We start from the raw sequence: 23,604 nt of genomic DNA on the forward strand, positions 1-23,604 counted from the left end.
CCCCGAGCCTCACCCCGAGCCCTCGTTCAGCGCCCCCGGTCAGCGCTCTCGGTCAGCGCCCTTCGAAGGTCGGCCTGCGCTTGGCGAGGAACGCCTCCACCGCGCCCGCGTGGTCGGCGGTCAGGCCGAGGCGGGCCTGCGCGCGGGCCTCCTCGGCGAGCACCGCCCCGAGGCCCTGCTCCCACCCCTGCGCGATGAGCCGCTTGGACTCGGCGTAGGCCGCCGTCGGCCCGGCCGCCAGCCGGGCGGCGAGCTCGCGTCCCGCCATGCACACCTCGGCCCCCGGCACCACCCGCCCCGACACGCCCCACGCGACCGCCTGCGCGGCCCCGAACGGCTCGCCGAGCAGCACCAGCTCCTTGGCCCTGGACTCGCCGACCGCCCGCGTCAGCGTCGCGGAGAGGCCGGAGTCGCAGGTGAGCCCGATCCCCGTGAACGCCGTGGCCAGCTTGGCGTCCTCGGCCAGGACCCGCAGGTCGCAGGCGAGCGCGAGGGCCAGCCCCGCGCCGACGCAGGCGCCGTTGACGGCTGCGACGACCGGCTTCGGCATCGTGGCCAGCAGCCGGACGACCGGCGCGTAGTCCGCCTCGACGGTGTCGAAGGCGTGGCCGGGGTCGGCGCGCAGGGCCTCGGCGTGCTCGGCGAGGTCCTGGCCGACGCAGAACGCGCGGCCGGCGCCGGTCAGCAGCACGGCCCTGACCGAGTCGTCGGCGGCGACCTCCTCCAGCGCCCGGCGCAGCGCCTGCTTGAGCCCGTCGTCCAGCGCGTTGCGGTGGTCGGGACGGTTGAGCGTCACGACGGCCACGGCGCCCTCGCGTTCGAGCAGGACCGGGGTGTCGTCCACGTCAGCCCTCCGGCCAGGTCTTGGCCACCAGGGTCAGCACGTCGTACGTGGCGACCGGGACGCCGTCCTGGTTGGTCACGGTGGCGTCCCAGCGCACCTCGCCGTAGTCGGCGCCGCTGCGCGGCGTGATCTGCTTGACGGTCAGCGCGACGGCGATGGCGTCGCCGGCCTTGACCGGGGTGAGGAAGCGCAGCCCGTCGACGCCGAAGTTGGCCAGCACCGGGCCGGGCGCCGGGTCCACGAACAGCCCGGCGGCCAGGGACACCACCAGGTAGCCGTGCGCGACGATGCCGCCGAACAGCGGGTTGCGGGCGGCGGCCGCGGGGTCGGTGTGGGCGTAGAAGGTGTCGCCGGTGAACTCGGCGAAGTGCTCGATGTCGGCGAGCGAGACCGTGCGCGGCGCGGAGGCGATCGTGTCGCCCACCCGCAGCTCGGCCAGCGACTTGCGGAAGGGGTGGACGCCGGACTCGGCGCGGGCCGAGCCGGTCGTCCAGCGGCCGGTGATCGCGGTGAGCTGGTCCGGCGAGCCCTGGACGGCGGTGCGCTGCATGTGGTGCAGGACGCCGCGCACGCCGCCCAGCTCCTCGCCGCCGCCGGCCCGCCCGGGGCCGCCGTGGACGAGGACCGGCAGCGGCGAGCCGTGCCCGGTGGACTCCTTGGCGTCGTCGCGGTCGAGGACCAGGACCCGGCCGTGCCAGGGTGCGAGGCCGAGCACGACGGACCGCGCGACCTGCGGGTCGTGGGTGGCGACGGAGGCGACCAGGCTGCCCTTGCCGCGCGCGGCCAGGGCGACCGCCTCCTCGACGCCGTCGTAGGCGAGCACGGTCGCGACCGGCCCGAACGGCTCCACGTCGTGCGGCTCGGCGGCGCCGGGGCGGGCGCGCAGCAGCAGCGGGGTCATGAACGCGCCGCGCTCGGGGTCGCCCTCCAGCAGGGACGCGCCGCGCGGGTCGCCGTGGACGACCTCCGCCCCGGCCCGCAGCGCCTCGACCGCCTTGCGCACCTCCTCGCGCTGGGCCAGGCTGGCCAGCGGGCCCATGCGCACCTCGGGGTTGCGCGGGTCGCCGACGGTGATCGAGGACAGGCGCGCGGCCAGCGCCTCGGTCACCTGGTCCGCCAGGTTCGCCGGCACGAGCACGCGGCGGATGGCCGTGCACTTCTGGCCCGCCTTGACCGTCATCTCGGTGACGACGCCCTTGACGAACAGGTCGAACTCCGGATCGTCCGGGTGCACGTCGGGGCCGAGGATCGAGCAGTTGAGCGAGTCGGCCTCGACGCCGAGGACGACGCCGCCGTCGAGCACGTTCGGGTGGCGGCGCAGGATGCCCGCGGTGTGGGCCGAGCCGGTGAAGGCGACGGAGTCCTGGACGGTCAGCTCGTCGAGCAGCCCGGCAGGGCTGCCGGCCAGGAGCTGGAGCGTCCCCTCCGGCAGGATGCCGGACTCGATGATCTGCCGGACGGCCAGCTCGGTGAGGTAGGCGGTCTGGGCGGCGGGCTTGACGATCGAGGGGAGCCCGGCGAGGAAGGCCGGGGCCAGCTTCTCCAGCATGCCCCAGACGGGGAAGTTGAAGGCGTTGATCTGCACCGCGACGCCCGGCCGCGAGGTGTAGAGGTGCTGGCCGGCGAAGGTGCCGCCCTTGCCCAGGCGCTCCAGGCCGCCGTCGAGGAAGACGGTGTCGTTGGGCAGCTCGCGCACGCCCTTGCTCGCGTAGCTGAACAGGGTGCCGATGCCGCCGTCGACGTCGACCATGGTGTCGCGGGAGGTGGCGCCGGTGCGCGTGGACAGGGCGTACAGGGCGTCCTTGCGCTCGATCAGGTGCTTGGCCAGCGCCTTGAGCAGGGCGGCCCGCTCGTGGAAGGTCAGGGCCCGCAGCGCCGGGCCGCCGGTGTCCCTGGCGTGCCTGACCATGGCGGCGACGTCCAGCCCCCGGCTGGAGATCCGCGCGACCTCCTCGCCCGTCGCGGCGTCGAGCAAGGGTTCCCCGTCGTCCGACGCGCGGAACCATCGTCCGGCGGCGTAGCTCTCCAGCAGCGCGCTCACGCTGTCTCCTCTCTTGCGCGGAAGCCCCGACTCATGCAACCGTATTACTGACCGAGCGATAAGTAAATAAGACCGACGTCTCGGAGGGACGATGACCACCACGCCGGCGGAGCCGGACCTGGAGGAGCGGCTGCAGTCCGCCTTCGACGCGACCATCGCGGGTCACGACCGGATCGAGCCCCGCGACTGGATGCCGGAGGCGTACCGCAGGACGCTCGTCCGCCAGATCGCCCAGCACGCGCACTCCGAGATCATCGGCATGCAGCCGGAGGGCGAGTGGATCGGGCGTGCCCCGTCGCTGCGCCGCAAGGCGATCCTGCTGGCCAAGGTGCAGGACGAAGCCGGGCACGGCCTCTATTTGTACTCCGCGTGCGAGACGTTGGGCGTCTCCCGCGCCGAGCTGACCGAACTCCTTCTGACGGGGAAGCAGAAATACTCCTCGATCTTCAACTACCCGACGCTGTCCTACGCCGACGTCGGCACCATCGGCTGGCTCGTGGACGGCGCCGCGATCTGCAACCAGGTGCCGCTGTGCCGCACCTCCTACGGCCCGTACGGCCGGGCCATGATCCGCATCTGCAAGGAGGAGTCCTTCCACCAGCGGCAGGGCTACGAGCTGCTGATGACGATGATGCGCGGCACCGAGGCCCAGCGGGAGATGGTCCAGGACTCGGTCAACCGGTTCTGGTGGCCCTCCCTCATGATGTTCGGCCCGCCCGACGACCGCTCACCCAACAGCGAACGCTCGATGGCCTGGGGCATCAAGCGCAACTCCAACGACGAGCTGCGCCAGAAGTTCGTCGACATGACGGTCCCGCAGGCCAAGGCGCTCGGCGTCACGCTGCCCGACCCCGACCTGCGCTGGAACGAGGAGCGCGGGCACCACGACTTCGGGCAGCCGGACTGGTCGGAGCTGGCCGCGGTGATCCGCGGCGACGGGCCGTGCAACGCCCAGCGGATGCGCCACCGCCGCGCCGCCCACGAGGACGGCGCCTGGGTGCGCGAGGCCGCGTCGGCGTTCGCCAGCCGCACGGCGGCCGGGGCGGGCGCCCGATGAGCGCCGACCGGCGGGAATGGCCGCTGTACGAGGTGTTCGTCCGGGTCAAGCGCGGCCTCAACCACGTGCACGTCGGGTCGCTGCACGCCCCCGACGACGCGATGGCCCTGCGGCACGCCCGCGACGTCTACACCCGGCGCAACGAGGGCGTGAGCATCTGGGTCGTGCGCTCCGACGCCATCACGGCCTCCAGCCCGGACGAGAAGGACCCGCTGTTCGCGCCGAGCGGCGACAAGGTCTACCGGCACCCGACGTTCTACGACATCCCGGGCGACGTCCCGCACATGTGAGAGGAGGTCCGGCGTGAGCGATGACCACGAGAGCATCTTCGACGGCCTGACCGGCGGGGACTCCGCGCAGTGGGCGTTCGGCACGGACTTCGAGGACCCGCTGGCGGGCGTGGACACCACCGTGCCCGACGGGGTCGGCCATGCCGAGCTGGCCGCGTACTGCCTCATGCTCGGCGACGACGCGCTCGTCCTGTCGCAGCGGCTCACCGAGTGGTGCAGCCGCGCCCCCGACCTGGAGGAGGACATCGCGCTCGCCAACGTGGCGCTCGACCTGCTCGGGCAGGCGCGGCTGCTGCTGGCGCGGGCGGCCGCGGCCGACCCCGGCGTGGTGCCCGCGCTGCCCGAGAGCTCGCCGGTGCCGCCGGAGGACGCGCTGGCGTTCTTCCGCGACGCCGGGCAGTTCAGGAACGTGTGGCTGGCCGAGGTCGCGAACGGCGACTTCGCGCACGTCGTCGTGCGCCTGCTGCTGTTCTCGACGGCCCGGCTGGCGCTGCTGGAGCGGCTGTCGGCGAGCGCGGACACGGTGCTGGCCGCTGTGGCGGCCAAGGGCGTCAAGGAGGTCGCCTACCACCGGGACTGGGCCGGGCGCTGGTTCCTCACCCTGGCCCAGGGCACCGAGGAGTCGCGCCGCCGGCTCGACGCCGCGCTCGCCGAGCTGTGGCCGCTGCTGGCCGAGCTGGTCACCGCGCATCCCGTCGAGTCGGCGCTCGCCCGCTCGGGCGTCGCCGTCGAGGCCGCCGCGCTGCGCGCCGACGTGGACGCCGTGCTCGGCCAGGTGCTGACGGTGAGCGACGTCCCCCGCCCGGCCCTGGAGGAGCGGCCGGACGAGGACAGGCCGGGCAGCGGCCGGGACGGCGTGCACACCCCGGCGCTGGCCGGCCTGCTCGCCGACATGCAGTCCGTCGCCCGCGCCTACCCGGCAGGCCGCTGGTGACCGCCGCCGGGCACACCGGCCCCCCGCCCGGGGACGCCCGCGAGCGCGCCGCCCGGGTCGCCGAGCGGGTGCGGGACCCGGAGATGCCGATGCTCACCCTGGCCGACCTCGGCGTGCTGCGCGGCGTCGATCTGCGGCCGGGCCCGGACGGCGAGGTCGTGGTCGCCTCGATCACCCCGACCTACACTGGCTGCCCGGCCATGGCGACCATGCGCGACGACCTCGTCCACGGGCTGCGGGAGGCGGGTTTCCCGCGGGTCGAGGTGCGGGTCGTGCTCGATCCGCCGTGGTCGAGCGACTGGATCTCCGAGCGCGGCCGGGCCGCGCTGCGGGAGGCCGGGCTGTCGGCGCCCGGACCGGCCCGGCGGACGTCCGGGCCGGTGCCGCTGACGCTCGGCCCGGCCAGGCCCGCCCCGGCCTGCCCGCGCTGCGGCTCCCGGGCCACCCGGCTGACCTCCGAGTTCGGCGCCACCGCCTGCAAGGCCCTCTACGCCTGCGCCGACTGCCTGGAACCGTTCGAGCATGTCAAGGAGATATGAGATGACCACGCTCGCGCCCGCGCCGGCCCGGGCGCACGCCGCCTTCCACGAGCTGACGGTGGCGGCGGTCGACCACCTGTGCGAGGACGCCGCCGCGATCACCTTCGCCGTGCCCGGCGAGCTGCGCGAGGCGTACGCCTTCCGCGCGGGCCAGTCGCTCACCCTGCGCCGCTTCGTGGACGGGCGGGAGGAGCGGCGGTCGTACTCGATCTGCGCCCCGGCCGGGGACGCGCCGCGCATCGGCGTCCGGGAGATCCCGGACGGGCTGTTCTCCTCCTGGCTGGTCCGCGACGTGCGGCCGGGGACGCGGATCGAGGTGCAGACCCCCACCGGCTCCTGGCAGGCCGACCCCGGCGCGGGCGAGCGGCACCTGTGCGTGGCCGCCGGGTCGGGCATCACCCCCATGATGTCGGTCGCCTCGACGGTGCTCACCCATCCCGGCGCGCGGGTGTCGCTGCTGTACGGCAACCGCAGCAGCCGCACCGTGATGTTCGCCGAGGAGCTCGGCGACCTGAAGAACCGGTACGGCCCCCGCTTCCAGCTCGTCCACGTGCTCTCCCGGGAGCCGCGCGACGTCGAGCTGTTCTCCGGCCGGCTGGACGGCGACCGGCTGCGGCGGCTGTTCACCGAGCTGGTGCCGATCGAGACGTTCGACCACGTCTGGCTGTGCGGGCCGCTGCGCATGGTCGAGGACGCCCGCCAGGTTCTGGCCGAGCTCGGCGTCCCGGCCGCGAAGGTGCACGTCGAGCTCTTCTACGTCGACGCTCCCCCGCCGGTGCCGAGGCGGCCCGAGGGCGTGCCGGCGGGCGCGACGACCGTGCTGACGACGGTGCTCGACGGAAGGCGCACGACCGCCACCGTCTCGCGCGAGTCCACCCTGCTCGACGGCGCCCAGCAGACCCGCTCGGACCTGCCGTTCGCCTGCAAGGGCGGCGTCTGCGGCACCTGCCGGGCGGTGGTCCGCGAGGGCGCGGCGGACATGCGCCGCAACTACGCGCTCGAACCGGCCGAGGTGGAGGCCGGTTTCGTGCTCACCTGTCAGACGTTCCCGGCCGGCGACCGTGTCACCGTGGACTACGACGCCTGACCCCGACGCAGAGGAGTTATCCGTGACGAAAGCCCGCGCTCCCCAGGCAGCTCCCCGGGCGGAGCGCCCATGACCCTCATCGTCGAGGAGGGCGCCGACCGGGTGGTGTGGCGGCTCAACCGGCCGCAGGTGCGCAACGCCATCGACCGGGAGCTGGTCGCCGCGCTGCACGAGGCGTGCGCCGCCGTCGAGGACGAGCCGCGCGTCGTGCTGCTCACCGGCGAGGGCACGACCTTCGCCGCCGGGGCGGACATCGCCCAGCTCCGCGACCGGGACCGGGGCGACGCGCTGCGGGGCATCAACTCCAGGATCTTCGACCGCATCCACCGGCTGCCGATGCCGACCATCGCCCTCGTGGACGGTTACGCCCTGGGCGGCGGGGCCGAGCTGGCCTACGCCTGCGACTTCCGGATCGGCACGCCGCGCACCCGGATCGGCAACCCGGAGACCGACCTCGGCATCCTGGCCGCCGCCGGGGCCGCCTGGCGGCTGGCCGAGCTGGTCGGGGAGCCGCTGGCCAAGGAGATCCTGCTGGCCGGCCGGGTGCTGACGGCCGAGGAGGCGCGGGCGGTGCACCTGCTCAACGACGTCGTGGAGCCGCAGGACCTGCTCGCCGCCGGTCACCGGCTCGCCGACCGCATCGCGGCGCGGGCGCCGCTGGCCACCCGGCTGACCAAGGCCGTCTTCCACGCCCCGCGCGCCGCGCACCCGTTCGTGGACGACCTGGCCCAGGCCGTCCTGTTCGAGACCGAGGAGAAGCACGCGCGCATGACGGCGTTCCTCGACCGGCGGAAGGAGCCGCGCTCATGACCTACCCGCTGACGTTGCCGCACGTCGTCGGCGTATTCGGCGGCGGGCGGATGGGGTCGGGCATCGCGCACGCCTTCCTCGCCGCCGGCAGCCGGGTCGTCGTCGTGGAGAGCGACCCGCCGGCCGCCGCCCAGGCCCTGGAACGGGTGACCGGCAGCCTGGCCAAGGCCGAGGAGAAGGGCAGGCTGGGCAGCCCGCTCAAGGACGTCCTGGCCCGGCTGCGCACGACGGCCGACCCGGCCGAGCTGGCCCCGTGCGAGCTGGTCGTGGAGGCGGTGCCGGAGGACGCGGCGCTCAAGGCCCGGGTGTTCGCCCTGGTCGAGCGGCAGGCGCCGGGCGCGGTGCTGGCCACGAACACCAGCAGCCTGTCGATCGGCGGGCTCGCGGCCGGCCTGGCCGCGCCGGAGCGCTTCATCGGGCTGCACTTCTTCAACCCCGTCCCGGTCAGCGACCTCATCGAGGTCGTCGTCGGCCCGCGGACGGACCCCGAGCTGGTCGAGCGGGCCCAGGAGTGGACGCGGGCGCTCGGCAGGACGCCGGTCACGGTGGCCGACTCGCCGGGCTTCGCCAGCAGCCGGCTCGGCGTCTGCCTGGCCCTGGAGGCGATGCGGATGCTGGAGGAGGGCGTGGCGAGCGCGGCCGACATCGACACGGCCATGACCCTCGGCTACCGCCACCCGACGGGCCCGCTGCGCACCACCGACGTGGTGGGCCTGGACGTGCGGCTCGCGATCGCCGAGCACCTGGCCCGCGAGCTCGGCCCCCGGTTCGAGCCGCCGCGGATCCTGCGCGACCTGGTGGCCGCCGGGCATCTCGGCCGCAAGACGGGCCAGGGCTTCTACACCTGGTGAGCCCCCGGCGCGTGCCGGGCCAGGCCGTCGAAGGCGATCGCGGTGACGGCGTCGGCGACCATCGCCCGGTCGTAGGCGCCGTCCGGGCGGTACCACTCCACCAGCGAGTTGACCATGCCGAACAGCAGCCGGCTGACCAGCGCGGGCGGCACGTCGTCGCGCAGCGCGCCCTCGGCGACGGCGTCGGCGACCAGCGCGGCGAGGCGGTCGTCGAGCCAGCGGCGGCGTTCGAGGGCGGCCAGCTCGACCGGGCTGTTGCCGCGCACCCGCAGCAGGAGCGTGACGCTCGGCTGGTGGGCGACCAGCACCTCGACGCTGCGCCGCACGACCTCGCGCAGGCGTTCGTAGGCCGTGCGGCCGGCGGCGTCGCGGGTGGCGGCGGTCACGGCGGCCGTGAGCTCGTCGAGGGCGTCGTCGAGGGCCTGGCCGAGCAGTTGCTCCTTGCCCGTGACGTGGTGGTAGATGGCCGGCTTGGTCAGGCCGAGCTCCTTGGCCAGGTCTCCCATGCTGGTGGCGTCGTAACCCCTGCGGTTGAACAGCGCCACCGCGGCGCGCAGGATCGCGGCCTGGTCGTAGCCGGGTCGGCCGCGCCCGCGGCGCGGGGCGGGCCCGGCGGGCTCGGTCGTCGTCACGAAAGCCAGCATCTCACGGCAGATCAGACCTCTTCCCCGAGGCGGTCACACCCCCGGGACGCCGGGACGCTCCCGGGGTACAGTCGGGACGATCTTCTCCTACCCTCCGAGGAGTGAGCCCCGTGACGTTGCCCGCCGACAGCCATGTGCACAGCGAATGGTCCTGGGACGCCCCGAAGGGCGACATGGAGCGTTCCTGCGCGCGGGCGGTGGAGCTCGGCCTGCCCGCCATCGCCTTCACCGAGCACGTCGACCACACCGTCTGGACGGTCGACCCCGGCGCCCTCGACGGCCACGACCACCTGCTCGCGCTGACGACGCCGGACGGGCGCCTGGCTCCCCCGGCCTTCGACGCCGCCGGCTACCTGGAGGCGGTCGAGCGGTGCCGCGGGCGTTTCCCTGAGCTGCGCATCCTGAGCGGCCTGGAGGTGGGCGAGCCCCACCGGCACGCCGGGGACGTCGCCCGCGTGCTCGCCGCCGGCCGGTTCGACCGGGTGCTCGGCTCCCTGCACTGCCTGCCCGCCGGCGACGGGTTCTGCGAGCCGCCCGGCCTGTTCGCCCGCGGCGCCGCCGCCCAGGTGGTCCGGGACTACCTGGCCGAGATCCCCGAGCTGGTCGCGGGCAGCGACGTGTTCTCCGTGCTGGCCCACGTCGACTACCCGGTGCGCTACTGGCCGCGGGCGGCCGGGCCGTTCGACCCGGCCGACTTCGAGGAGGAGTTCCGGCACGCGCTGCGGGTGACCGCAGGGTCGGGCCGGGCGCTGGAGATCAACACGGTCCTGCCGCTGCACGCGACGCTGCTCGGGTGGTGGCGGGAGGAGGGCGGGCAGGCCGTGACGTTCGGCAGCGACGCCCACGAGCCGTCCGTCGTGGCGCGCCGGTTCCGGGAGGCGGCGGAGCTGGCCCGGGCGCACGGCTTCCGCCCGGGCCGGGACCCGTACGACTTCTGGGGCCGTACGGGCTGACCCCCGTCGTCCGGTCTCCTCAGCGGTCCACCAGGCGGGCACGGAGCAGGGCCAGGTCGCCTGGTGGCAGGCCGCCGGCCAGCAGGTACGCCTGCGCGCCGCCGTGCCGGTCGTCCAGGTGGGCCAGGGCGGCCAGCATGGTGTCCGCGGTGACCTCGGCGAACAGGCGCAGCGCCCGGGCCCGTCCCGAGTCGCCGTCCAGGGCGGCCAGGTGGTCGTCGAGGCGCAGGCAGACCGCCGTCATGGCGTAGTCGGCGGCGATCTCCTCCCGGGAGACGCCGGCCAGCGAGAGGGCCAGCGCGACCGCCAGCCCGGTTCTGTCCTTGCCGGAGTGGCAGTGCAGCAGGACGCCCCCGTCCGGCGCGTGCGCGATGGCCGACAGGACGGCGGCGAAGCGGGCGGCGCCCCGGTCGAGGATCACCCGGTAGATGCCGGGCAGGGTCTCGTCCAGCGCCTCCAGCACGGTGTCCTCGTCCCGCAGCACGGGCAGGTGGCGGCGGCCCGGCACGTCGGGACCGGGGTCGGCCAGGCACTCGGCGGCCAGCCGGAGGTCGGCGACGAGCCGGATCCCGTGCGCCCGCAGCGCCGGGACGGCCGTGCTCCTCGGACGGTCGCCGCGCACCAGCGCGCCCCACCGGATCCGCCCGCCGTCCTGCGTCGGCAGCCCGCCGAGGTCGCGCACGTTCTCGCAGCCCGGCCAGCTCAGCACCCGTCCGCCCGGCGACGGCACCGGGGGCCTCACGCGAGGTCCCGCAGGTTGCTGGTCCAGGCGTCGATGGTGGCCTGCCACTCCTTCGGATCCTCCGGCCGTCCCGGCACGCCGGGCCTGGTCTGCCAGGGCAGCGGCCCGGACTCCGGCCGGTACTCCACCCCGATCGCCGCCAGCCGCGGCAGGTGGCCCGCCAGCCGCGCGCGGAAGTCCTCCAGGTCGCGGCCGGGCGGCCCCCAGACGGTCTCGGCGAAGGCCGCCAGCCGGGGGAAGACCATGTAGTCGACCCGCCGGTTGGAGTCGATCAGCTCCGTCCAGACCCCGCACTGCGCGCCGAGGACCCGGGCCGCCGCCGGGTCGTCGCGCAGCTGCGCGGGCACGGGCTCGAAGGCGTAGACGTCCTCCAGCGCCAGCACGGTCCCGAACGGCACCGGCTCGTCCTCCCCCGGCCCCTGGCGGTAGTCGAAGTAGACCTGGGTGTTGGAGCAGTTGATGACGTCGTGGCCGCGCCGGGCGGCGGCCACCGCCCCGAGGTCGCCGCGCCAGGACGCCACCACCGCCCCGGGCGCCAGCCCGCCCTCCAGGATCTCGTCCCAGCCGACCAGGCGGCGTCCGCGGGCGGTGAGGAAGTCGTCGAACTGGTGGATGAACCAGCTCTGCAGCTCCTCCTCGTCCCGCAGGCCCAGCTCCCTGATCCGGCGCTGGGCCGACGGGCTCTCCCGCCACTGCTCCTTGCGGCACTCGTCGCCGCCCACGCACACGTACGGGCTGGGGAACAGCTCCAGCACCTCGTCGAGCACGTTCTTGAAGAAGTCGATGGTGGCGTCCTCGGCGTTGAGCACGTTCCTGCCGATGCCCCAGGTCGTGCGGACCTCCAGCGGCGTGCCGAGGTTGCCCAGCTCGGGGTGGGCGGCGATGGCGGCCTGGGTGTGGCCGGGCAGGTCGATCTCCGGCACGACGGTGACGTGCCTGGCTGCGGCGTAGGCGACGATCTCCCTGAGGTCGTCCTGGGTGTAGTAGCCGCCGTGGGGGCGGCCGTCCATGGCGCCGTTCCAGCCGGTCTGGCTCTCCCGCCGCCACGCGCCGACCTCGGTCAGGCGCGGGTAACGCCTGATCTCGACGCGCCAGCCCTGGTCGTCGGTCAGGTGCAGGTGCAGGACGTTGAGCTTGTGCAGGGCCATCAGGTCGATGAACCGCAGCAGGTCATGCTTGGTCATGAAATGCCGGGCGACGTCGAGGAGGCAGCCGCGCCAGCCGAAGCGCGGCTCGTCCTCGATGTGCACGCCCGGCGCGACCAGGGGCTCGGCGGCCGGCGACCGGCGGTAGGCGGCGGCGGGCAGGAGCTGGCGGAAGGTCTGCGCGCCGTAGAAGGCGCCGGCCGGGCCGCCCGCGTCGATGGCGACGCCGTCGTCGCCCACGCTCAGCCGGTACGCCTCCGGGCCGAGGCCGTCGGCCAGCCCGAGGGTGATCGTCCCCGGGCCCGGCGTGCCGGGCAGCAGCTCACCTCCGGTGACCTGGCTGAGCTCGGCGCGCAGCCAGGCGGCCACCCCGGCGAGCGCCGGGTCGGCGGTGAGCGCCGTGCGCCCGTCGAGGACGAACCTCCCGCGCCTGGTCCCGTGGCTGACGGGCCTGGGAACGATCTTCAAGTGCATCTCCTCACTGGCAGGTGACGGTGGCGTCGGCGAAGTCGGCGTGGTCGGAGGTGGCGTTGTCCCCGCCGTTGGTCGCGACCAGCCGGACGAACCGGGCGCCCGCGACGGACGCCGTGACCTTCCTGGCGGGCATGGCGCCGGTCAGCACGCCGGAGTGCGCGACCCGGCCGCCGTCGGCCCACACCTCGAAGTCGGCCGATCCGGCCTGGCCGACCTCGTCGTCGATGCCGGCCTGGAACTCGACCGTCGTGCACCGGCCGGCGGTGTGGAACTCGATGTCGGCGGGGGCGTGCGTGCCCAGGCCCTTGGCGTACCGGACGCCCTCGACGGTGATCGGGCGGCCGTCGCCGGCGGCCCGCTCGCCGTTGCTGGTGTCCTTCTCGACCGGGCCGAAGTAGTTGACAGCCCTGGTCCAGGCCAGGTCGCTCAGGTAGGTGCGGCCCGAGCCCGGCGCCCTGGCCACGATGACGACCGCGACGGCGCGCCGGTCGCCCTGGGTGAAGGCGACCTCGTAGGCGCCGGGCGCGGCGTCGGCGGGCGGGGTGACCGTCCAGGTCACGGTGAACGTCTCGGCGGCGCCGAGCCGGGCGGTCCTGGCCGGCGTGCGGGCCTCGGCGCGCCAGCCGCCCGGCACGGCCGCCCTGACCTCGACGTCCCGCAGCGGGGCGGTGGCCCCGGTGTTGGTGACGCGGGTGACCAGCTCGCCGGGCACGCCGGGCTCCAGCACCGACGGCCGGTCCTCGCCGAGGAAGCGCGGCGGGTCGGCCTCGAACGTCACCAGCGGCGGCGCCTGCTCCCGGCTCTGCGAGACCCGGTAGAGCACCGCAGCGTGCGCCGGGACCTGCGCCGACAGCACGTCCTTCGTCGAGCTGACCGCGCCGGACCACAGCTCCTCGACCCGGTGGCGGGAGCCCGCGCCGAGCCGGGTGGAGATCACCGCCGCCCGGTCGCTCTCGTTGAACAGCGCGATCGCCCGGTCGCCGCCGTCCAGGGGCTTGGCCAGGACGTGGTACCAGCCGTCGGAGGAGACGAGCCGGCCGTGCGCGCCCAGCCGGTCCTGGTCCACCGCGATCACCCTGGGGTTGGCGACGACGGCCGCCGGCGCCTTGGCCGGGTCGGCCTGCAGGACGAGCGGCGCGGCCCCCATGGCCCACAGCGTGAACTGGGCGCGGTACTCGGTCTCGGTCATCCCGCCGCGCCCGGCCTGGATCAGGTCGGGGTCGGCCCAGCTGGCCGGCCCGGCGTACTCGGCTCTGAGCTGGTTGGTCTCCCAGACGTCGACCATGCTGGGGTAGCTGTCGGGGATGGGCTTGTTGTAGACGTTCGTCCGCCAGGTGGTGGCGCCGGCGTCCTTGCCCCACAGCCAGGGCACGGTGCTGCCGTCCTCGTTGTTCATGGCGAACACCACGCCGTCGCCGAGGGCCTGGCGCATGCGCGGGTAGAGGGTCTGGGCGATCTGCTGCACGTTCTGGCCGGGGAAGTCGGCCGTCGGGACGTTGCACCAGTCGTACTTGACGTAGTCGGCGCCCCAGGCCCTGAGCTGGGCGGCGTCGGCGGCCTCCTGCTTGTAGGAGCCGGGGCCGCCGCCGGAGCACGCCTTGGCGCCGGCCGACACGCTCAGGCCGAGCTTGAGCCCCTTGGCGTGCAGCTCGTCGGCCAGCGCCTTGACGCCGCCGGGGAAACGGGCCGGGTCGGGGGCCAGGGCGCCGCCGCTGCGCTGGGCGGCCAGCCAGCAGTCGTCGAGGACGACGTACCGGTAGCCGAGCGGCGCGAGCGGGGCGAGGGCGCCGGCGGCCTGGCGGACGGCCGCCTCGGAGACCGAGCAGCCCAGGGAGCGGCTGCTCCAGCCCATCGGCGGCGCCGCGACGGTCGCAGCCGTCGCGGCCGTCGCCGCGGAACCGGGTAAGGGCGCGAAGGGCAGGGTGAGGAGGGCCGCCGCGGCGGCGGCCGTGATCGTGCGCATGGGGATCCCGTCAGGCTGGGTGGAGGCTCGGGTCGCCCGGCTCGACGACGAACGAGCCGGAGGTGTAGGCGGGCGCGTACGGCTCGGTCACCCGGGACAGCGAGCGGAAGTCGACCTTCATCTCCTGCTGGGTGAGCTTGGCCCGGACGTAGCCGCGGCGGCCGTTGAAGAACTTCACGTGCGGGTTCTCGGCGAGCAGGGTCTGGGTGTTGGGGTACTCGTCGAGGCCGTTGCCGGCGCTGGTGACCGACGTGGTGACCAGCTCGACCGCGACGGACTTCGACTCGGGGTCCTGGAAGTCGCGCTTGACCTCCCCGGCCCAGTGGGAGTGCACGTCGCCGGTGAGGACGACCGCGTTGCGCCGGTGGTCGTCGATGGCGGCGGTCAGCCGGTTGCGGGAGGCGACGTAGCCGTCCCAGCCCTCGTTGGAGTAGCCCTTGCCCTCGCCGTTGGTCCAGTCCATCTCCATGAGGAAGACCTGCTGGCCGAGCAGGTCCCAGGTGGCCTGGGAACCCTTGAGCTGCCCGTCGAGCCAGGACTCCTGCTCGCCGCCGAGCATCGTGCGGTTGGGGGCCAGCCGCTCGGCGCAGTCGGCGCCGACCGTGCCACTCTTGCCGGTGCAGGCGTACAGGTCGCGATACTGGCGGGTGTCGAGCATGTGCAGGTTGGCGACCGCGCCCCAGCGGATCGTGCGGTAGAGCCGCAGGGCCGGGCCGTCGGGGCGCTGGGCGCGGCGCAGCGGCATGTTCTCGTAGTACGCCTGGAAGGCCGCGGCCCGGCGGGCGAGGAAGGGCGGGTCGGGCTGCTCGGGCACGTCGCCGGCCCAGGCGTTCTCGATGTCGTGGTCGTCCCACACGACCACCCAGGGGGCGATGGCGTGGGCCAGCCGCGACTCGGGGTCGGCCTTGTGCTGGGCGTGCCGCAGCCGGTATCCGGCCAGGTCGAGGCATTCGCCGCCGGCCTGGTCGCGGACGGGGTACTTGTAGTCGCCGTACTCGTAGATGTAGTCGCCGAGGAAGGCGATGAGGTCGGGGTGGTCCTCGGCCATCCGGCGGTAGGGGGTGAACCAGCCGGTCTGGTAGTCGGCGCAGGAGGTGAAGGACAGGTTCAGGGGGCGGGAGCGGGCGCCGGGGGCGGGGGCGGTCAGGGTGCGGCCGGTCTCGCTGATCTCGCCCTCGGCGCGGAAGCGGTAGAAGTACTCCGCGCCCGGGCGCAGGCCGTCCAGCTCGACGTGCACGCTGTGGGCCGACTCGCGGCGGGCCTGCTCGACGCCCTGGCGCACGACGTGGCGGAAGTTCTCGTCGGAGGCGAGCTGCCAGTGCACCGGCACGACGCGGTCCGGCATGCCGCCGAGCCCGTCGAGCGCGACCGGGTCCATGGCGAGCCGGGTCCAGAGGACGACGCCGTCCGGCGTGGGCTCGCCGGAGGCGACGCCCAGCTGGAACGGGTCGGACAGGGGGGCACGCCGGGCCGCCGCGCGCACGGGTGAGGCACCCAGTGCGGCGGCGAGGCCCAGGCTCGCGCCCCCGGCGAACAACGATCGCCGGGTGATCAATGGAGCTCCTACTTGATGGAGGCGTTGCCGGCGGCCACGGCCTGGTCGGCGGCCTGCTGGGGGGTGAGCTTGCCGAGGTACATCTCGTTGAGGATCTGGTTGAGCTTGTTCTCGAAGCCGGTGAAGCCGGTGGTGACCGGCAGCGGGAAGGTCTGGCCCTCCGACTCCTCCTGGAACGGCGAGACGTCGAGCTTCCTGGACTTCCAGTAGTCGACGTAGCCCTGCGACAGCCCGTTGAGCGCGGGGAAGACGTAGCCGCCGTCGGCCATCATCTTCTGCGGCTCCTCGGTGCCGAGCCAGGTGGCCAGCTTCATCGCCTCGGCCGGGTGGGCGCTCTTGGCCGAGACGGCCTCGGACAGGCCGTTGAGGTTCACCGAACGGCCCTGCGGGCCCTCGGGCATGGCGGCGACGCCGATCTCGAAGTTGGCCTCCGGCGCGACGAACGGCAGCAGCGCGTTGTTCGCCGGGAACATGGCGACCTTCCCGGCCTTGAACATGTCGGTGACCTTGCCGGTGGGCGGGTTGGTCTGGGTGGCCGGCGGCGAGACGTGGTGCTTGTTGACCAGGTCCACGCCGAACTGCAGCCCCTGGACGGAGGCGGCGTCGTTGAAGGTGTAGCTGCCGAAGGGCTTGTCCAGCAGCTTGCCGCCGTTGGAGCTGACCCAGTTCATCCACTGCGTCTGGTAGTGGTTCCAGGAGGCGAAGCCGTACGTGGTGACCTTGGCGGGGTCGAAGCCGGCGTCGCCGGGGTGCTTGCCGGCCTCGTCCACGGTGAGCTTGCGGGCCGTGTCGAGCAGGGTGCCCGAGCCGTCGGCCGCCCAGGTGAGCTTGTCCGGCATGGTGACGCCGGCCTTGGCGAACAGGTCCTTGTTGTAGAGCAGGCCGACGATCCCCCAGTCCTTCGGCACGCCGTACAGCTTGCCCTGGTAGGTGAACGAGCCGACCACGGTCTGGTGGTACTTGGAGCCGTCCACCTGGACGGGCGCCAGCACGCCCTTGGTGACGAACTCGGGGAACTGGGTGGGGCTCATCCAGAAGACGTCCGGCGCGGTCCCGGCGACGGCGTCGGCGGTGAGCTTGGTCCAGTACTGGTCGTAGGGCAGCAGTTCTATCTTGACGTCGATGCCCGGGTTGGCCTTCTCGAAGGCGGCCATCACCTTCTCGTAGCCGACCTTCTGCTGGTCGTCCCAGAGCCGGTAGGTGAGCGTGACCTTGCCGGAGTCTCCGGAGCCCGACCCGCAGCCGGACAGGATGAGCGTGGCGGCGCAGAGCAGCGCCCCGGCCCAGCGAATCGGGGGGGATTGCAACATTCGCTGACCTCTTGTTCGTGTGCTACTTGAGGCCGGTGAGGACCACCGACCGGACGATGTGCCTTTGGAAGAAGACGAAGACGGCCACCATCGGCACGAGCGCGATCAGCCCGCCGGCCATCATCAGGTTGTAGTCGACGCCGATGCCGACCTTGAGGGTGGCGAGCGCCACCGTCATCACCCTGGTCTCGTCGCCGCTGGTGATGATCAGCGGCCAGATGAAGCTGTTCCACGACGAGATCACGGTGATGATCGTCAGGGTGCCGAGCGCCGGGCGGCACAGCGGCAGCAGGATGCGCAGCAGGACGGTCATCGCCCCGGCCCCGTCGATCCGGGCGGCCTCCTCCAGCCCGGCGGGCAGGGACTTGAAGAACTGGCGCATCAGGAAGATGCCGTACGGGGTGCCCAGCACGTACGGGATGAGCAGGCCGTACCAGGTGTTGACCAGGCCGAGCTCGCGCATGATGAGGAACAGGGGGATCATCGTGACCGCGCCCGGCACCATCATGGTGGCGACGTACAGCCAGAACAGGGCCTCCCTGCCCCGGAAGCGGAGCCGTGCGAAGGCGTAGGCGGCGAAGGTGGTGAAGACGAGCTGCCCGAGGGTGAGCACGACGGTCATCAGCAGCGTGTTGAGCACGTACCGGGGGAAGTCGCCGCTCAGCAGGCGGGTCAGGTTGGCGGTGGTCGGCGGCAGGCCGGGCAGCCACGGCTCGGTGGAGCTGAGCTGCGACTGCGTCTTGAAGGCGGTCAGCACGACCAGCAGGTACGGGAAGACGGAGACGAACGCGCCGGCCGCGAGCACGACGTGGAGCAGGGTGCGCTTGATCATGGGGGGCCTCAGCTCAGGTCGTAGGTGGTGCGCTTGCCGAAGAACCTGACCTGCGCCAGCGTCACCAGCAGGATGACCCCGAACAGCAGCATCGACAGGGTCGAGGCGTAGCCGAAGTCGAACTGCTTGAACGCCGTCTCGTAGATGCGGAAGTTGAGCACTTCGGTGCTCTGGCTGGGGCCGCCGTTGGTCATGACGTAGACGGTGTCGAACACCTGGAAGGCGCCGATCAGGTTGGTCACCATGACGAAGAACATCGTGGGGTTGAGCAGCGGCAGCGTGATGCGCCAGAACCGCTGGGCGGGGGTGGCGCCGTCGGTGGCGGCGGCGTCGTACAGCTCCTTGGGGATGCCCTGGAGGCCGGCCAGGAAGAACAGCATGGTGTAGCCGGTGTGCTGCCAGACGTTGACCAGCGCGATCGCGGGCAGCGCCCAGGCGGGGTCGGACAGCCAGTCGGGGCCGGTGACGCCGGCCAGGCCGAGCAGGCTGTTGAGCGCGCCGTCGCGCGGGTCGAAGATCCAGTTCCACACCAGGCCGAGGACGATCGGGGTGGCCATCCACGGGATCAGGTACAACGAGCGGTACAGCCGCAGGCCCTTGACCCTGCGGTCCAGCAGCAGCGCCAGCACCAGGGCCAGCACGGTCTGCAGCGGGATGCACAGGACGACGTACAGGAGGGTGACGCCCAGGGCGTGCCAGGTCTCGCCGTCGGCGGCCAGCCGGCGGTAGTTGTCCAGCCCGGCGAACGTGGGCTCCGACAGCAGTTCCCAGTCGAAGAAGCTGAGCACCAGGACGATGACGACCGGCAGCAGCAGGAACGCCACGACCCCGAACAGGCTGGGCCCGACGAACAGGTAGGCGTGCCAGTCGCGGGCCCGCCTGCGCGGCGGCCGCCGCGGGGCCGTCTCGGCGGCGGCCCGGACGGTCTCGGTGATCACGACGGGTCCGTGGCGGTGGGGACCAGCAGGCGGCGGGTGGTCTCCAGCCCCCAGTCGTCGAGGGCGGCGATCGGGTCGCTGGAGCCGCGCAGGCCGCCGGTGCCCTCGATGTGCGCCGCCCACTCCTGCCGGGCCTCCACCTCGGGCCGCACGATGAGGCAGTCGGGGTCGTTGACCCACCAGCGGGCGTGCAGGAACTCGCGGGCCGCGCCGGTCAGCCGGGCGCCGAGCTGGGAGGGCTGGCTGATGTCGCCCGACCGGGGGTGCAGGGTGGGCGCGATGTCGGGGCTGACCCGCATGATGTCGACCAGGCCGATGCTGGGCAGCATGGGCGCGCCGCAGCCGTGCAGGGTGGCCTCGGGGCCCGCGCCGCGCCGTACGAGCTCCAGCCCGCGCCGGTAGGCGGCGATCGGGTCGAGGTGCTCGTGGCGGCGGCCTTCCAGGGCGCCGGCGTAGAGGTAGTCGAGCTTGAAGTGCGTGACGCCCATGGCGGCGAAGGCGGCGAACACGCCGACCAGGTGCTCGGCCGCGCCGGGGTGGGTGACGTCGAGGACGGCCAGGTCCTGGTTCCACATGCGGCCCGCGTACGCGCCGTCCACCAGCCAGTCGGGGTGCTCGTGGAACAGGCGGCTGTCGTGGCCGACCAGGAAGGGGGCGGTCCAGATGCCGGCGCGGCGGCCGGAGCCGGTGACGGCGTCCAGGGCGCGGGCGAGGGAGCCGAAGCCGGGCCTGGTGTCCAGCCAGTCGCCGATGCCGGCCTCGTAGCCGTCGTCGAGGAGGAACATGTCGGCGGTCAGGCCGTGCCGGTCGGCCAGCGCCAGGTTCTCCAGGACGTCGGCGTCGGTGACCTTGTCCCAGTAGCCGTACCAGGTGCACCACATGGGCGGGACGGCGGGGAACGTCCTGGGCTCTGCCATGCCGTCGGCCCAGGTGCGCAGGGCCCGGCCGAGGTCGCCCTCGGCGCGGTGGTGGCGTACCGGGCCGTCGGCGGAGATCACCAGGCGGTCGCCCTCCCGGCGGGCCCGGACGGAGGGCACCTGGAGCGGTCCGGGCGCGCTCCACAGCTCAACCGCGCCGTCGCCGGTCTCGACGGCCAGCAGCCCCTCGCCCTGGAAGACGCCGTCGGGGACGGGCGTCCCGGGCCGGTAGCAGAGGATCTGGATGGTCTGGTCGGCGGGTCTGGGCGGAACGTCCCCGAGGCCGTAGGCGCCGGTGGGGCTCCACGACTGCCAGCCGTGCTCGAACACCCGGGTCCGGGCCTGGTCGCACCTGATCTCGCCGACGTCAACGAATGACATCAGACCTCATCTCTCTCAACTTACGAAGGAGCGCTTCATTAGTAGCACCGTCGGTTTCGGAGGGTCAACGCCCAATTTGGAGGGGTTCGTGGGTGGTGCGCCGCCGAGCGGGGCCCTGGCATAATCTCTGCTTACAGAGGAGACCTACGTTAAGGACGGCGATGGCGGATCTACGCGGCGGCGACCTGTCACGGCTGCGACAGCTCAACTCGCTGACCGCCATCCGGGCCTTGCGCCGGGCCGGCCCGCTCACCCTGTCGGCGCTGGCCGAGCGCACGGGGCTGTCGCGGCCGTCCATGAAGGAGGTCGCCGGCGAGCTGATGGAGCTGGGCTGGGTGGAGGAGGTGCCGCCGAGCCCCGGCTCGATGGGCCGGCCGGCCCGCCGCTACCGCTTCCGCGCCGACAGCGGCTACCTGGTCGGCGTCGACGTGGGCGGCCACAACATCCGCGCCGCCCTGTCCGACCTCGACGGCGAGATCCTGGCCGAGACCCGCCAGCCGGTGCTGCCGGACGCGCCGCTGGAGGAGCGCCTGGCCGCCATCGAGCGGGCCGTCTCCGGCTGCCTGTCGCTCGGCCGCGTCGCGGTCTCCGACCTGTGGACGATCGCCGTCGGCACCATCGGCATCATCGACATCGAGGGGCGGGTCATCTACTCGGCCGCCGTCCCGTCCTGGCGCGACCTCGACCTGGCGGGCCGGCTGCGGGAGATGTTCCCCTGCCAGGTGCTGATCGAGAACGACAGCCGCCTGGCCGCCATGGCCGAGACCAGGCGCGGCGTCGCCCAGGGCGCCAAGGACGTGGTGTTCCTGCACGTCGGCAGGCGCATGGGCGCCGGGCTGATCATCGGCGGCCGGGTCCACCGGGGGTTCGGGGCGGCGGCCGGGGAGATCTCCATGCTGCCCGAGGCCCGCTGGTTCGACGCGCCCGAGCACCTCAACTCGTGCGCGGCCGTCCCCGAGGGCACGCCGCCGGAGGACGCGGCGGGCTTCACGCTGGCCGCCGCCAGGAACGGCGACCCGGTGGCGCTGGAGGCGGTCGGGCGCTATCTCGACGATCTGGCCGTGGGCGCGGCAGCCATGGTGCTCGTCCTCGATCCGCAGGTCGTGGTGCTGGGCGGCGGGTTCTCCAGGTCGGCCGACGTGCTGCTCGGGCCGCTGCGCGAACGGCTGGAGCGGCGGTGCATGCGCATGCCGGAGGTGCGGGCGTCCACGCTGGGCGACGAGTGCGTGGTGGCGGGCGCGATCGACTACGCCGTCGACCACCTCGACGAGCAGCTGTTCACCCCCGAGAGCGGCCCGCTGCCCCTCACCCGCTGATTCCAGGTTTTCTGCAATCGGTTGTTGCAGAAATAGCGACGTCACCAGGCACAACGCCCGAAGCGTTTGCAGTTTTACCTGGACGTATTGACCTTTCTTCGACACGAAGCCACTGTTACTGCAACCGGTTGGCAAGGCTCGCGCGGCACCCCCTTCCACTCCTCCACCGAAACGGAGCTGGACGTGCGTAAGAACCAACCCTTGGCGACGAGACTGGCGGTCGTGCTGGCCACCGGCCTGCTCACCGCCGGCGGCCTGGTCGCCGTGCTGAACACGCCCGCCTCTGCGGCGCCGGCCGGCGGGAACTACACGCTGGTCAACGGCGGCAGCGGCCTGTGCGCCACCGTGCCGGGGCAGAGCACCGGCGACGGCGTGCAACTGGCGCAGAACGCCTGCGCCGAGGCCGCCGGGCAGGTCTTCACCCTCACCGCCGCCGGGAGCGGCTTCCAGGTCAAGGCGGCGCACAGCGGCAAGTGCGCCGGCGTCCGCGACGCCTCCACCAGCGCGGGCAAGCCCGTGCAGCAGGAGACCTGCACGGGCGCCGCGTCGCAGACCTGGCAGCTCACCGCCGCCGGTGACGCGTACCGGATCGTCAATGCCAACGGCGGCAAGTGCCTCAACGTCAAGGACGGCTCCACCGCCCCGGGCGCGCTCCTGCAGCAGAACTCCTGCGACTCGGCCGCCACCAAGCAGTGGACCCTGAAGCCCGCCGGCGGCGGCCCGACCACCAGCCCCACGCCGACCCCCACCGTCACGCCCACCGTCACGCCCACCGTGACGCCGACCGTCACCCCGCCCACCGACGCGCTGTACGTCTCCCCCATCGGCAGGGACGGCGCGACCGGCACCCGGTCCGACCCGACGACGCTCACCTCCGCCATCACCCGCGTCGCGGCGGGCGGCACGATCTACCTGCGCGGCGGCACGTACGCCTTCAGCCAGACGGTCACCATCGCCCCGGGCAACGACGGCACCGCCGCGGCCCGCAAGACGTTGTCGGCCTACCCCGGCGAGACGCCGGTGCTGAACTTCGCGGCCCAGAGCGAGGACCCGGCCAACCGCGGGCTCGCCGTCAACGGCTCGTACTGGCACCTGTACGGCATCACCGTCGAGCGCGCCGGCGACAACGGCATCTTCGTCGGCGGCAGCGGCAACATCATCGAACGGTCGGTGACCCGGTACAACCGCGACACGGGCCTGCAGCTCTCCCGGATCGCCTCCGACACGCCGCAGAGCCGGTGGCCGTCCGGCAACCTCGTCCTGAGCACGGTCTCGCACGACAACGCCGACTCCGACGGCGAGGACGCCGACGGCTTCGCCGCCAAGCTGACCGTCGGCCCCGGCAACGTCTTCCGGTACGCGGTGTCCCGCAACAACATCGACGACGGCTGGGACCTGTACACCAAGACTGAGACCGGCCCGATCGGCCCGGTCACCGTCGAGGACTCCCTGGCCTACGGCAACGGCACGCTCAGCGACGGCAGCCAGGCCGGCAACGGCGACCGCAACGGCTACAAGCTGGGCGGCGAGGACATCAAGGTGGACCACGTCATCCGGCGCAACATCGCCTACCGCAACGGCAAGCACGGCTTCACCTACAACCGCAACCTCGGCACGATGTCGATCACCGGGAACGTCGCCGTCGACAACGCCGAGCGCAACTTCTCCTTCGACGGCGGCACCTCGGTGTTCCGCGACAACACCTCGTGCCGCTCCGGCAGCGGCGCCAACGACAAGATCGTCGGCACCGCGGACGCGTCCAACCAGTTCTGGTCCGGCTCGAACGGCTCCCGCTGCTCGGCCTACGGCGGCGCCCTGAACTGGTCCTTCGCCGCGGACGGCCGCCTGGTGGTGACCTTCGGCGGCGTCCCGGTCGTCCCCGCGGGCTGACCGGCGGCCCCTCCGGGCCCGGGACCCGCGCCAGGGTCCCGGGCCTTCGCGCGCCGGTGGGGTAAACGAGGCGGAAGTGGAAAAGGTGCCC

General features: G+C 73.3%; 21 protein-coding genes. 10 read left to right on the forward strand and 11 right to left on the reverse strand.

Annotation, left to right across the window (positions count from 1 at the left end; translation table 11 throughout):
• Positions 1–52 precede the first annotated feature (52 nt).
• Positions 53–844 (reverse strand): enoyl-CoA hydratase/isomerase family protein, encoded by a 792-nt coding sequence (locus ACIBST_RS01705; protein WP_397168177.1) that lies wholly within the window; start codon positions 842–844, stop codon positions 53–55.
• 1 nt (position 845) lies between these two features.
• The gene (paaZ, locus tag ACIBST_RS01710) at positions 846–2,885 is read right to left on the reverse strand and encodes a phenylacetic acid degradation bifunctional protein PaaZ (RefSeq protein WP_397168178.1); all 2,040 of its coding nucleotides are present in this window, start codon (positions 2,883–2,885) and stop codon (positions 846–848) included.
• Between the two features lie 91 nt (positions 2,886–2,976).
• On the opposite strand from paaZ, the gene paaA reads away from it, so the two are divergent.
• The 7 genes from paaA (at position 2,977) to ACIBST_RS01745 (ending at position 8,453) form a co-directional block, all read left to right on the forward strand.
• The gene (gene paaA / locus ACIBST_RS01715) at positions 2,977–3,942 is read left to right on the forward strand and encodes a 1,2-phenylacetyl-CoA epoxidase subunit PaaA (RefSeq protein ID WP_397168179.1); all 966 of its coding nucleotides are present in this window, start codon (positions 2,977–2,979) and stop codon (positions 3,940–3,942) included.
• Complete coding sequence (gene paaB / locus ACIBST_RS01720; protein WP_352324188.1) at positions 3,939–4,232, forward strand: 1,2-phenylacetyl-CoA epoxidase subunit PaaB; 294 nt, start codon at positions 3,939–3,941, stop codon at positions 4,230–4,232. Before paaA ends, paaB begins: the two co-directional genes overlap by 4 nt.
• Before the next feature lie 13 nt (positions 4,233–4,245).
• On the forward strand, positions 4,246–5,166 hold the full coding sequence (paaC, locus tag ACIBST_RS01725; protein ID WP_397168180.1) for a 1,2-phenylacetyl-CoA epoxidase subunit PaaC: 921 nt from the start codon (positions 4,246–4,248) through the stop codon (positions 5,164–5,166).
• The gene (paaD, locus tag ACIBST_RS01730; protein ID WP_397168181.1) at positions 5,163–5,705 is read left to right on the forward strand and encodes a 1,2-phenylacetyl-CoA epoxidase subunit PaaD; all 543 of its coding nucleotides are present in this window, start codon (positions 5,163–5,165) and stop codon (positions 5,703–5,705) included. Before paaC ends, paaD begins: the two co-directional genes overlap by 4 nt.
• 1 nt (position 5,706) lies before the next feature.
• Positions 5,707–6,792, forward strand: a complete 1,086-nt coding sequence (paaE, locus tag ACIBST_RS01735) for a 1,2-phenylacetyl-CoA epoxidase subunit PaaE (protein ID WP_397168183.1) — start codon at positions 5,707–5,709, stop codon at positions 6,790–6,792.
• Positions 6,793–6,861: 69 nt separating this feature from the next.
• A complete protein-coding gene (locus tag ACIBST_RS01740; RefSeq protein ID WP_397168184.1) occupies positions 6,862–7,602 on the forward strand; it encodes an enoyl-CoA hydratase/isomerase family protein in 741 nt (246 codons plus the stop codon).
• Positions 7,599–8,453 carry a 3-hydroxyacyl-CoA dehydrogenase family protein gene (locus ACIBST_RS01745; RefSeq protein ID WP_397168185.1) on the forward strand — a complete coding sequence of 285 codons (855 nt, stop codon included), beginning with the start codon at positions 7,599–7,601 and terminating at the stop codon, positions 8,451–8,453. The genes ACIBST_RS01740 and ACIBST_RS01745 overlap by 4 nt, the downstream gene beginning before the upstream one ends.
• On the opposite strand, the gene ACIBST_RS01750 is transcribed toward ACIBST_RS01745, so the two are convergent.
• A complete protein-coding gene (locus tag ACIBST_RS01750; protein ID WP_397168186.1) occupies positions 8,441–9,085 on the reverse strand; it encodes a TetR/AcrR family transcriptional regulator in 645 nt (214 codons plus the stop codon). The two genes, ACIBST_RS01745 and ACIBST_RS01750, sit on opposite strands and share 13 nt — an antisense overlap.
• 113 nt (positions 9,086–9,198) lie before the next feature.
• Here ACIBST_RS01750 and ACIBST_RS01755 point away from each other — a divergent pair, with 113 nt between their 5' ends.
• Positions 9,199–10,050: a PHP domain-containing protein gene (locus tag ACIBST_RS01755; RefSeq protein WP_397168187.1), complete on the forward strand. Its 852-nt coding sequence runs from the start codon at positions 9,199–9,201 to the stop codon at positions 10,048–10,050.
• A 19-nt stretch (positions 10,051–10,069) separates the two neighbouring features.
• Here the strand turns inward: ACIBST_RS01755 and ACIBST_RS01760 are convergent, their stop codons facing one another.
• From ACIBST_RS01760 to ACIBST_RS01795, 8 genes are read right to left on the reverse strand one after another with little or no spacing between them, the layout of a single operon-like run.
• Positions 10,070–10,792, reverse strand: coding sequence for a tyrosine-protein phosphatase (locus ACIBST_RS01760; protein ID WP_397168189.1), 723 nt, complete (start codon positions 10,790–10,792; stop codon positions 10,070–10,072).
• The gene (locus ACIBST_RS01765) at positions 10,789–12,411 is read right to left on the reverse strand and encodes a beta-N-acetylhexosaminidase (RefSeq protein ID WP_397168190.1); all 1,623 of its coding nucleotides are present in this window, start codon (positions 12,409–12,411) and stop codon (positions 10,789–10,791) included. The genes ACIBST_RS01760 and ACIBST_RS01765 overlap by 4 nt, the downstream gene beginning before the upstream one ends.
• Positions 12,412–12,415: 4 nt before the next feature.
• Positions 12,416–14,374, reverse strand: coding sequence for an NPCBM/NEW2 domain-containing protein (locus tag ACIBST_RS01770; protein ID WP_397168192.1), 1,959 nt, complete (start codon positions 14,372–14,374; stop codon positions 12,416–12,418).
• 10 nt (positions 14,375–14,384) lie between these two features.
• A complete protein-coding gene (locus ACIBST_RS01775) occupies positions 14,385–15,929 on the reverse strand; it encodes an alkaline phosphatase D family protein (RefSeq protein WP_397168193.1) in 1,545 nt (514 codons plus the stop codon).
• 8 nt (positions 15,930–15,937) lie between these two features.
• The gene (locus ACIBST_RS01780) at positions 15,938–17,239 is read right to left on the reverse strand and encodes an ABC transporter substrate-binding protein (protein ID WP_397168195.1); all 1,302 of its coding nucleotides are present in this window, start codon (positions 17,237–17,239) and stop codon (positions 15,938–15,940) included.
• A 22-nt stretch (positions 17,240–17,261) separates the two neighbouring features.
• A complete protein-coding gene (locus ACIBST_RS01785; RefSeq protein WP_352353992.1) occupies positions 17,262–18,071 on the reverse strand; it encodes a carbohydrate ABC transporter permease in 810 nt (269 codons plus the stop codon).
• Between the two features lie 8 nt (positions 18,072–18,079).
• Entirely contained in the window at positions 18,080–19,009 is a 930-nt protein-coding gene (locus tag ACIBST_RS01790; protein WP_397168196.1) for a carbohydrate ABC transporter permease, read from the reverse strand.
• Positions 19,006–20,307: a glycoside hydrolase family 36 protein gene (locus tag ACIBST_RS01795; RefSeq protein WP_397168197.1), complete on the reverse strand. Its 1,302-nt coding sequence runs from the start codon at positions 20,305–20,307 to the stop codon at positions 19,006–19,008. Before ACIBST_RS01795 ends, ACIBST_RS01790 begins: the two co-directional genes overlap by 4 nt.
• Before the next feature lie 161 nt (positions 20,308–20,468).
• On the opposite strand from ACIBST_RS01795, the gene ACIBST_RS01800 reads away from it, so the two are divergent.
• Both ACIBST_RS01800 and ACIBST_RS01805 read left to right on the forward strand, forming a co-directional pair.
• On the forward strand, positions 20,469–21,623 hold the full coding sequence (locus ACIBST_RS01800; RefSeq protein ID WP_397168198.1) for an ROK family protein: 1,155 nt from the start codon (positions 20,469–20,471) through the stop codon (positions 21,621–21,623).
• Positions 21,624–21,824: 201 nt separating this feature from the next.
• The gene (locus ACIBST_RS01805; RefSeq protein ID WP_397168199.1) at positions 21,825–23,513 is read left to right on the forward strand and encodes an RICIN domain-containing protein; all 1,689 of its coding nucleotides are present in this window, start codon (positions 21,825–21,827) and stop codon (positions 23,511–23,513) included.
• Positions 23,514–23,604: the final 91 nt, after the last annotated feature.

Origin of the sequence: Nonomuraea sp. NPDC049684 (genome assembly GCF_044465345.1) — a bacterium.
In the GTDB taxonomy this organism is placed as follows: Bacteria; Actinomycetota; Actinomycetes; order Streptosporangiales; family Streptosporangiaceae; genus Nonomuraea.

What these genes read in the sequence shown, in the direction of transcription:
- paaA (WP_397168179.1), top strand. Translation starts at nt 2,977, where the DNA reads ATGACCACCACGCCGGCGGAGCCGGACCTGGAGGAGCGGCTGCAGTCC.
- paaB (WP_352324188.1), top strand. Translation starts at nt 3,939, where the DNA reads ATGAGCGCCGACCGGCGGGAATGGCCGCTGTACGAGGTGTTCGTCCGG.
- paaE (WP_397168183.1), top strand. Translation starts at nt 5,707, where the DNA reads ATGACCACGCTCGCGCCCGCGCCGGCCCGGGCGCACGCCGCCTTCCAC.
- ACIBST_RS01740 (WP_397168184.1), top strand. Translation starts at nt 6,862, where the DNA reads ATGACCCTCATCGTCGAGGAGGGCGCCGACCGGGTGGTGTGGCGGCTC.
- ACIBST_RS01745 (WP_397168185.1), top strand. Translation starts at nt 7,599, where the DNA reads ATGACCTACCCGCTGACGTTGCCGCACGTCGTCGGCGTATTCGGCGGC.
- ACIBST_RS01765 (WP_397168190.1), bottom strand. Translation starts at nt 12,411, where the DNA reads ATGCACTTGAAGATCGTTCCCAGGCCCGTCAGCCACGGGACCAGGCGC.
- ACIBST_RS01770 (WP_397168192.1), bottom strand. Translation starts at nt 14,374, where the DNA reads ATGCGCACGATCACGGCCGCCGCCGCGGCGGCCCTCCTCACCCTGCCC.
- ACIBST_RS01780 (WP_397168195.1), bottom strand. Translation starts at nt 17,239, where the DNA reads ATGTTGCAATCCCCCCCGATTCGCTGGGCCGGGGCGCTGCTCTGCGCC.
- ACIBST_RS01785 (WP_352353992.1), bottom strand. Translation starts at nt 18,071, where the DNA reads ATGATCAAGCGCACCCTGCTCCACGTCGTGCTCGCGGCCGGCGCGTTC.
- ACIBST_RS01795 (WP_397168197.1), bottom strand. Translation starts at nt 20,307, where the DNA reads ATGTCATTCGTTGACGTCGGCGAGATCAGGTGCGACCAGGCCCGGACC.
- ACIBST_RS01800 (WP_397168198.1), top strand. Translation starts at nt 20,469, where the DNA reads ATGGCGGATCTACGCGGCGGCGACCTGTCACGGCTGCGACAGCTCAAC.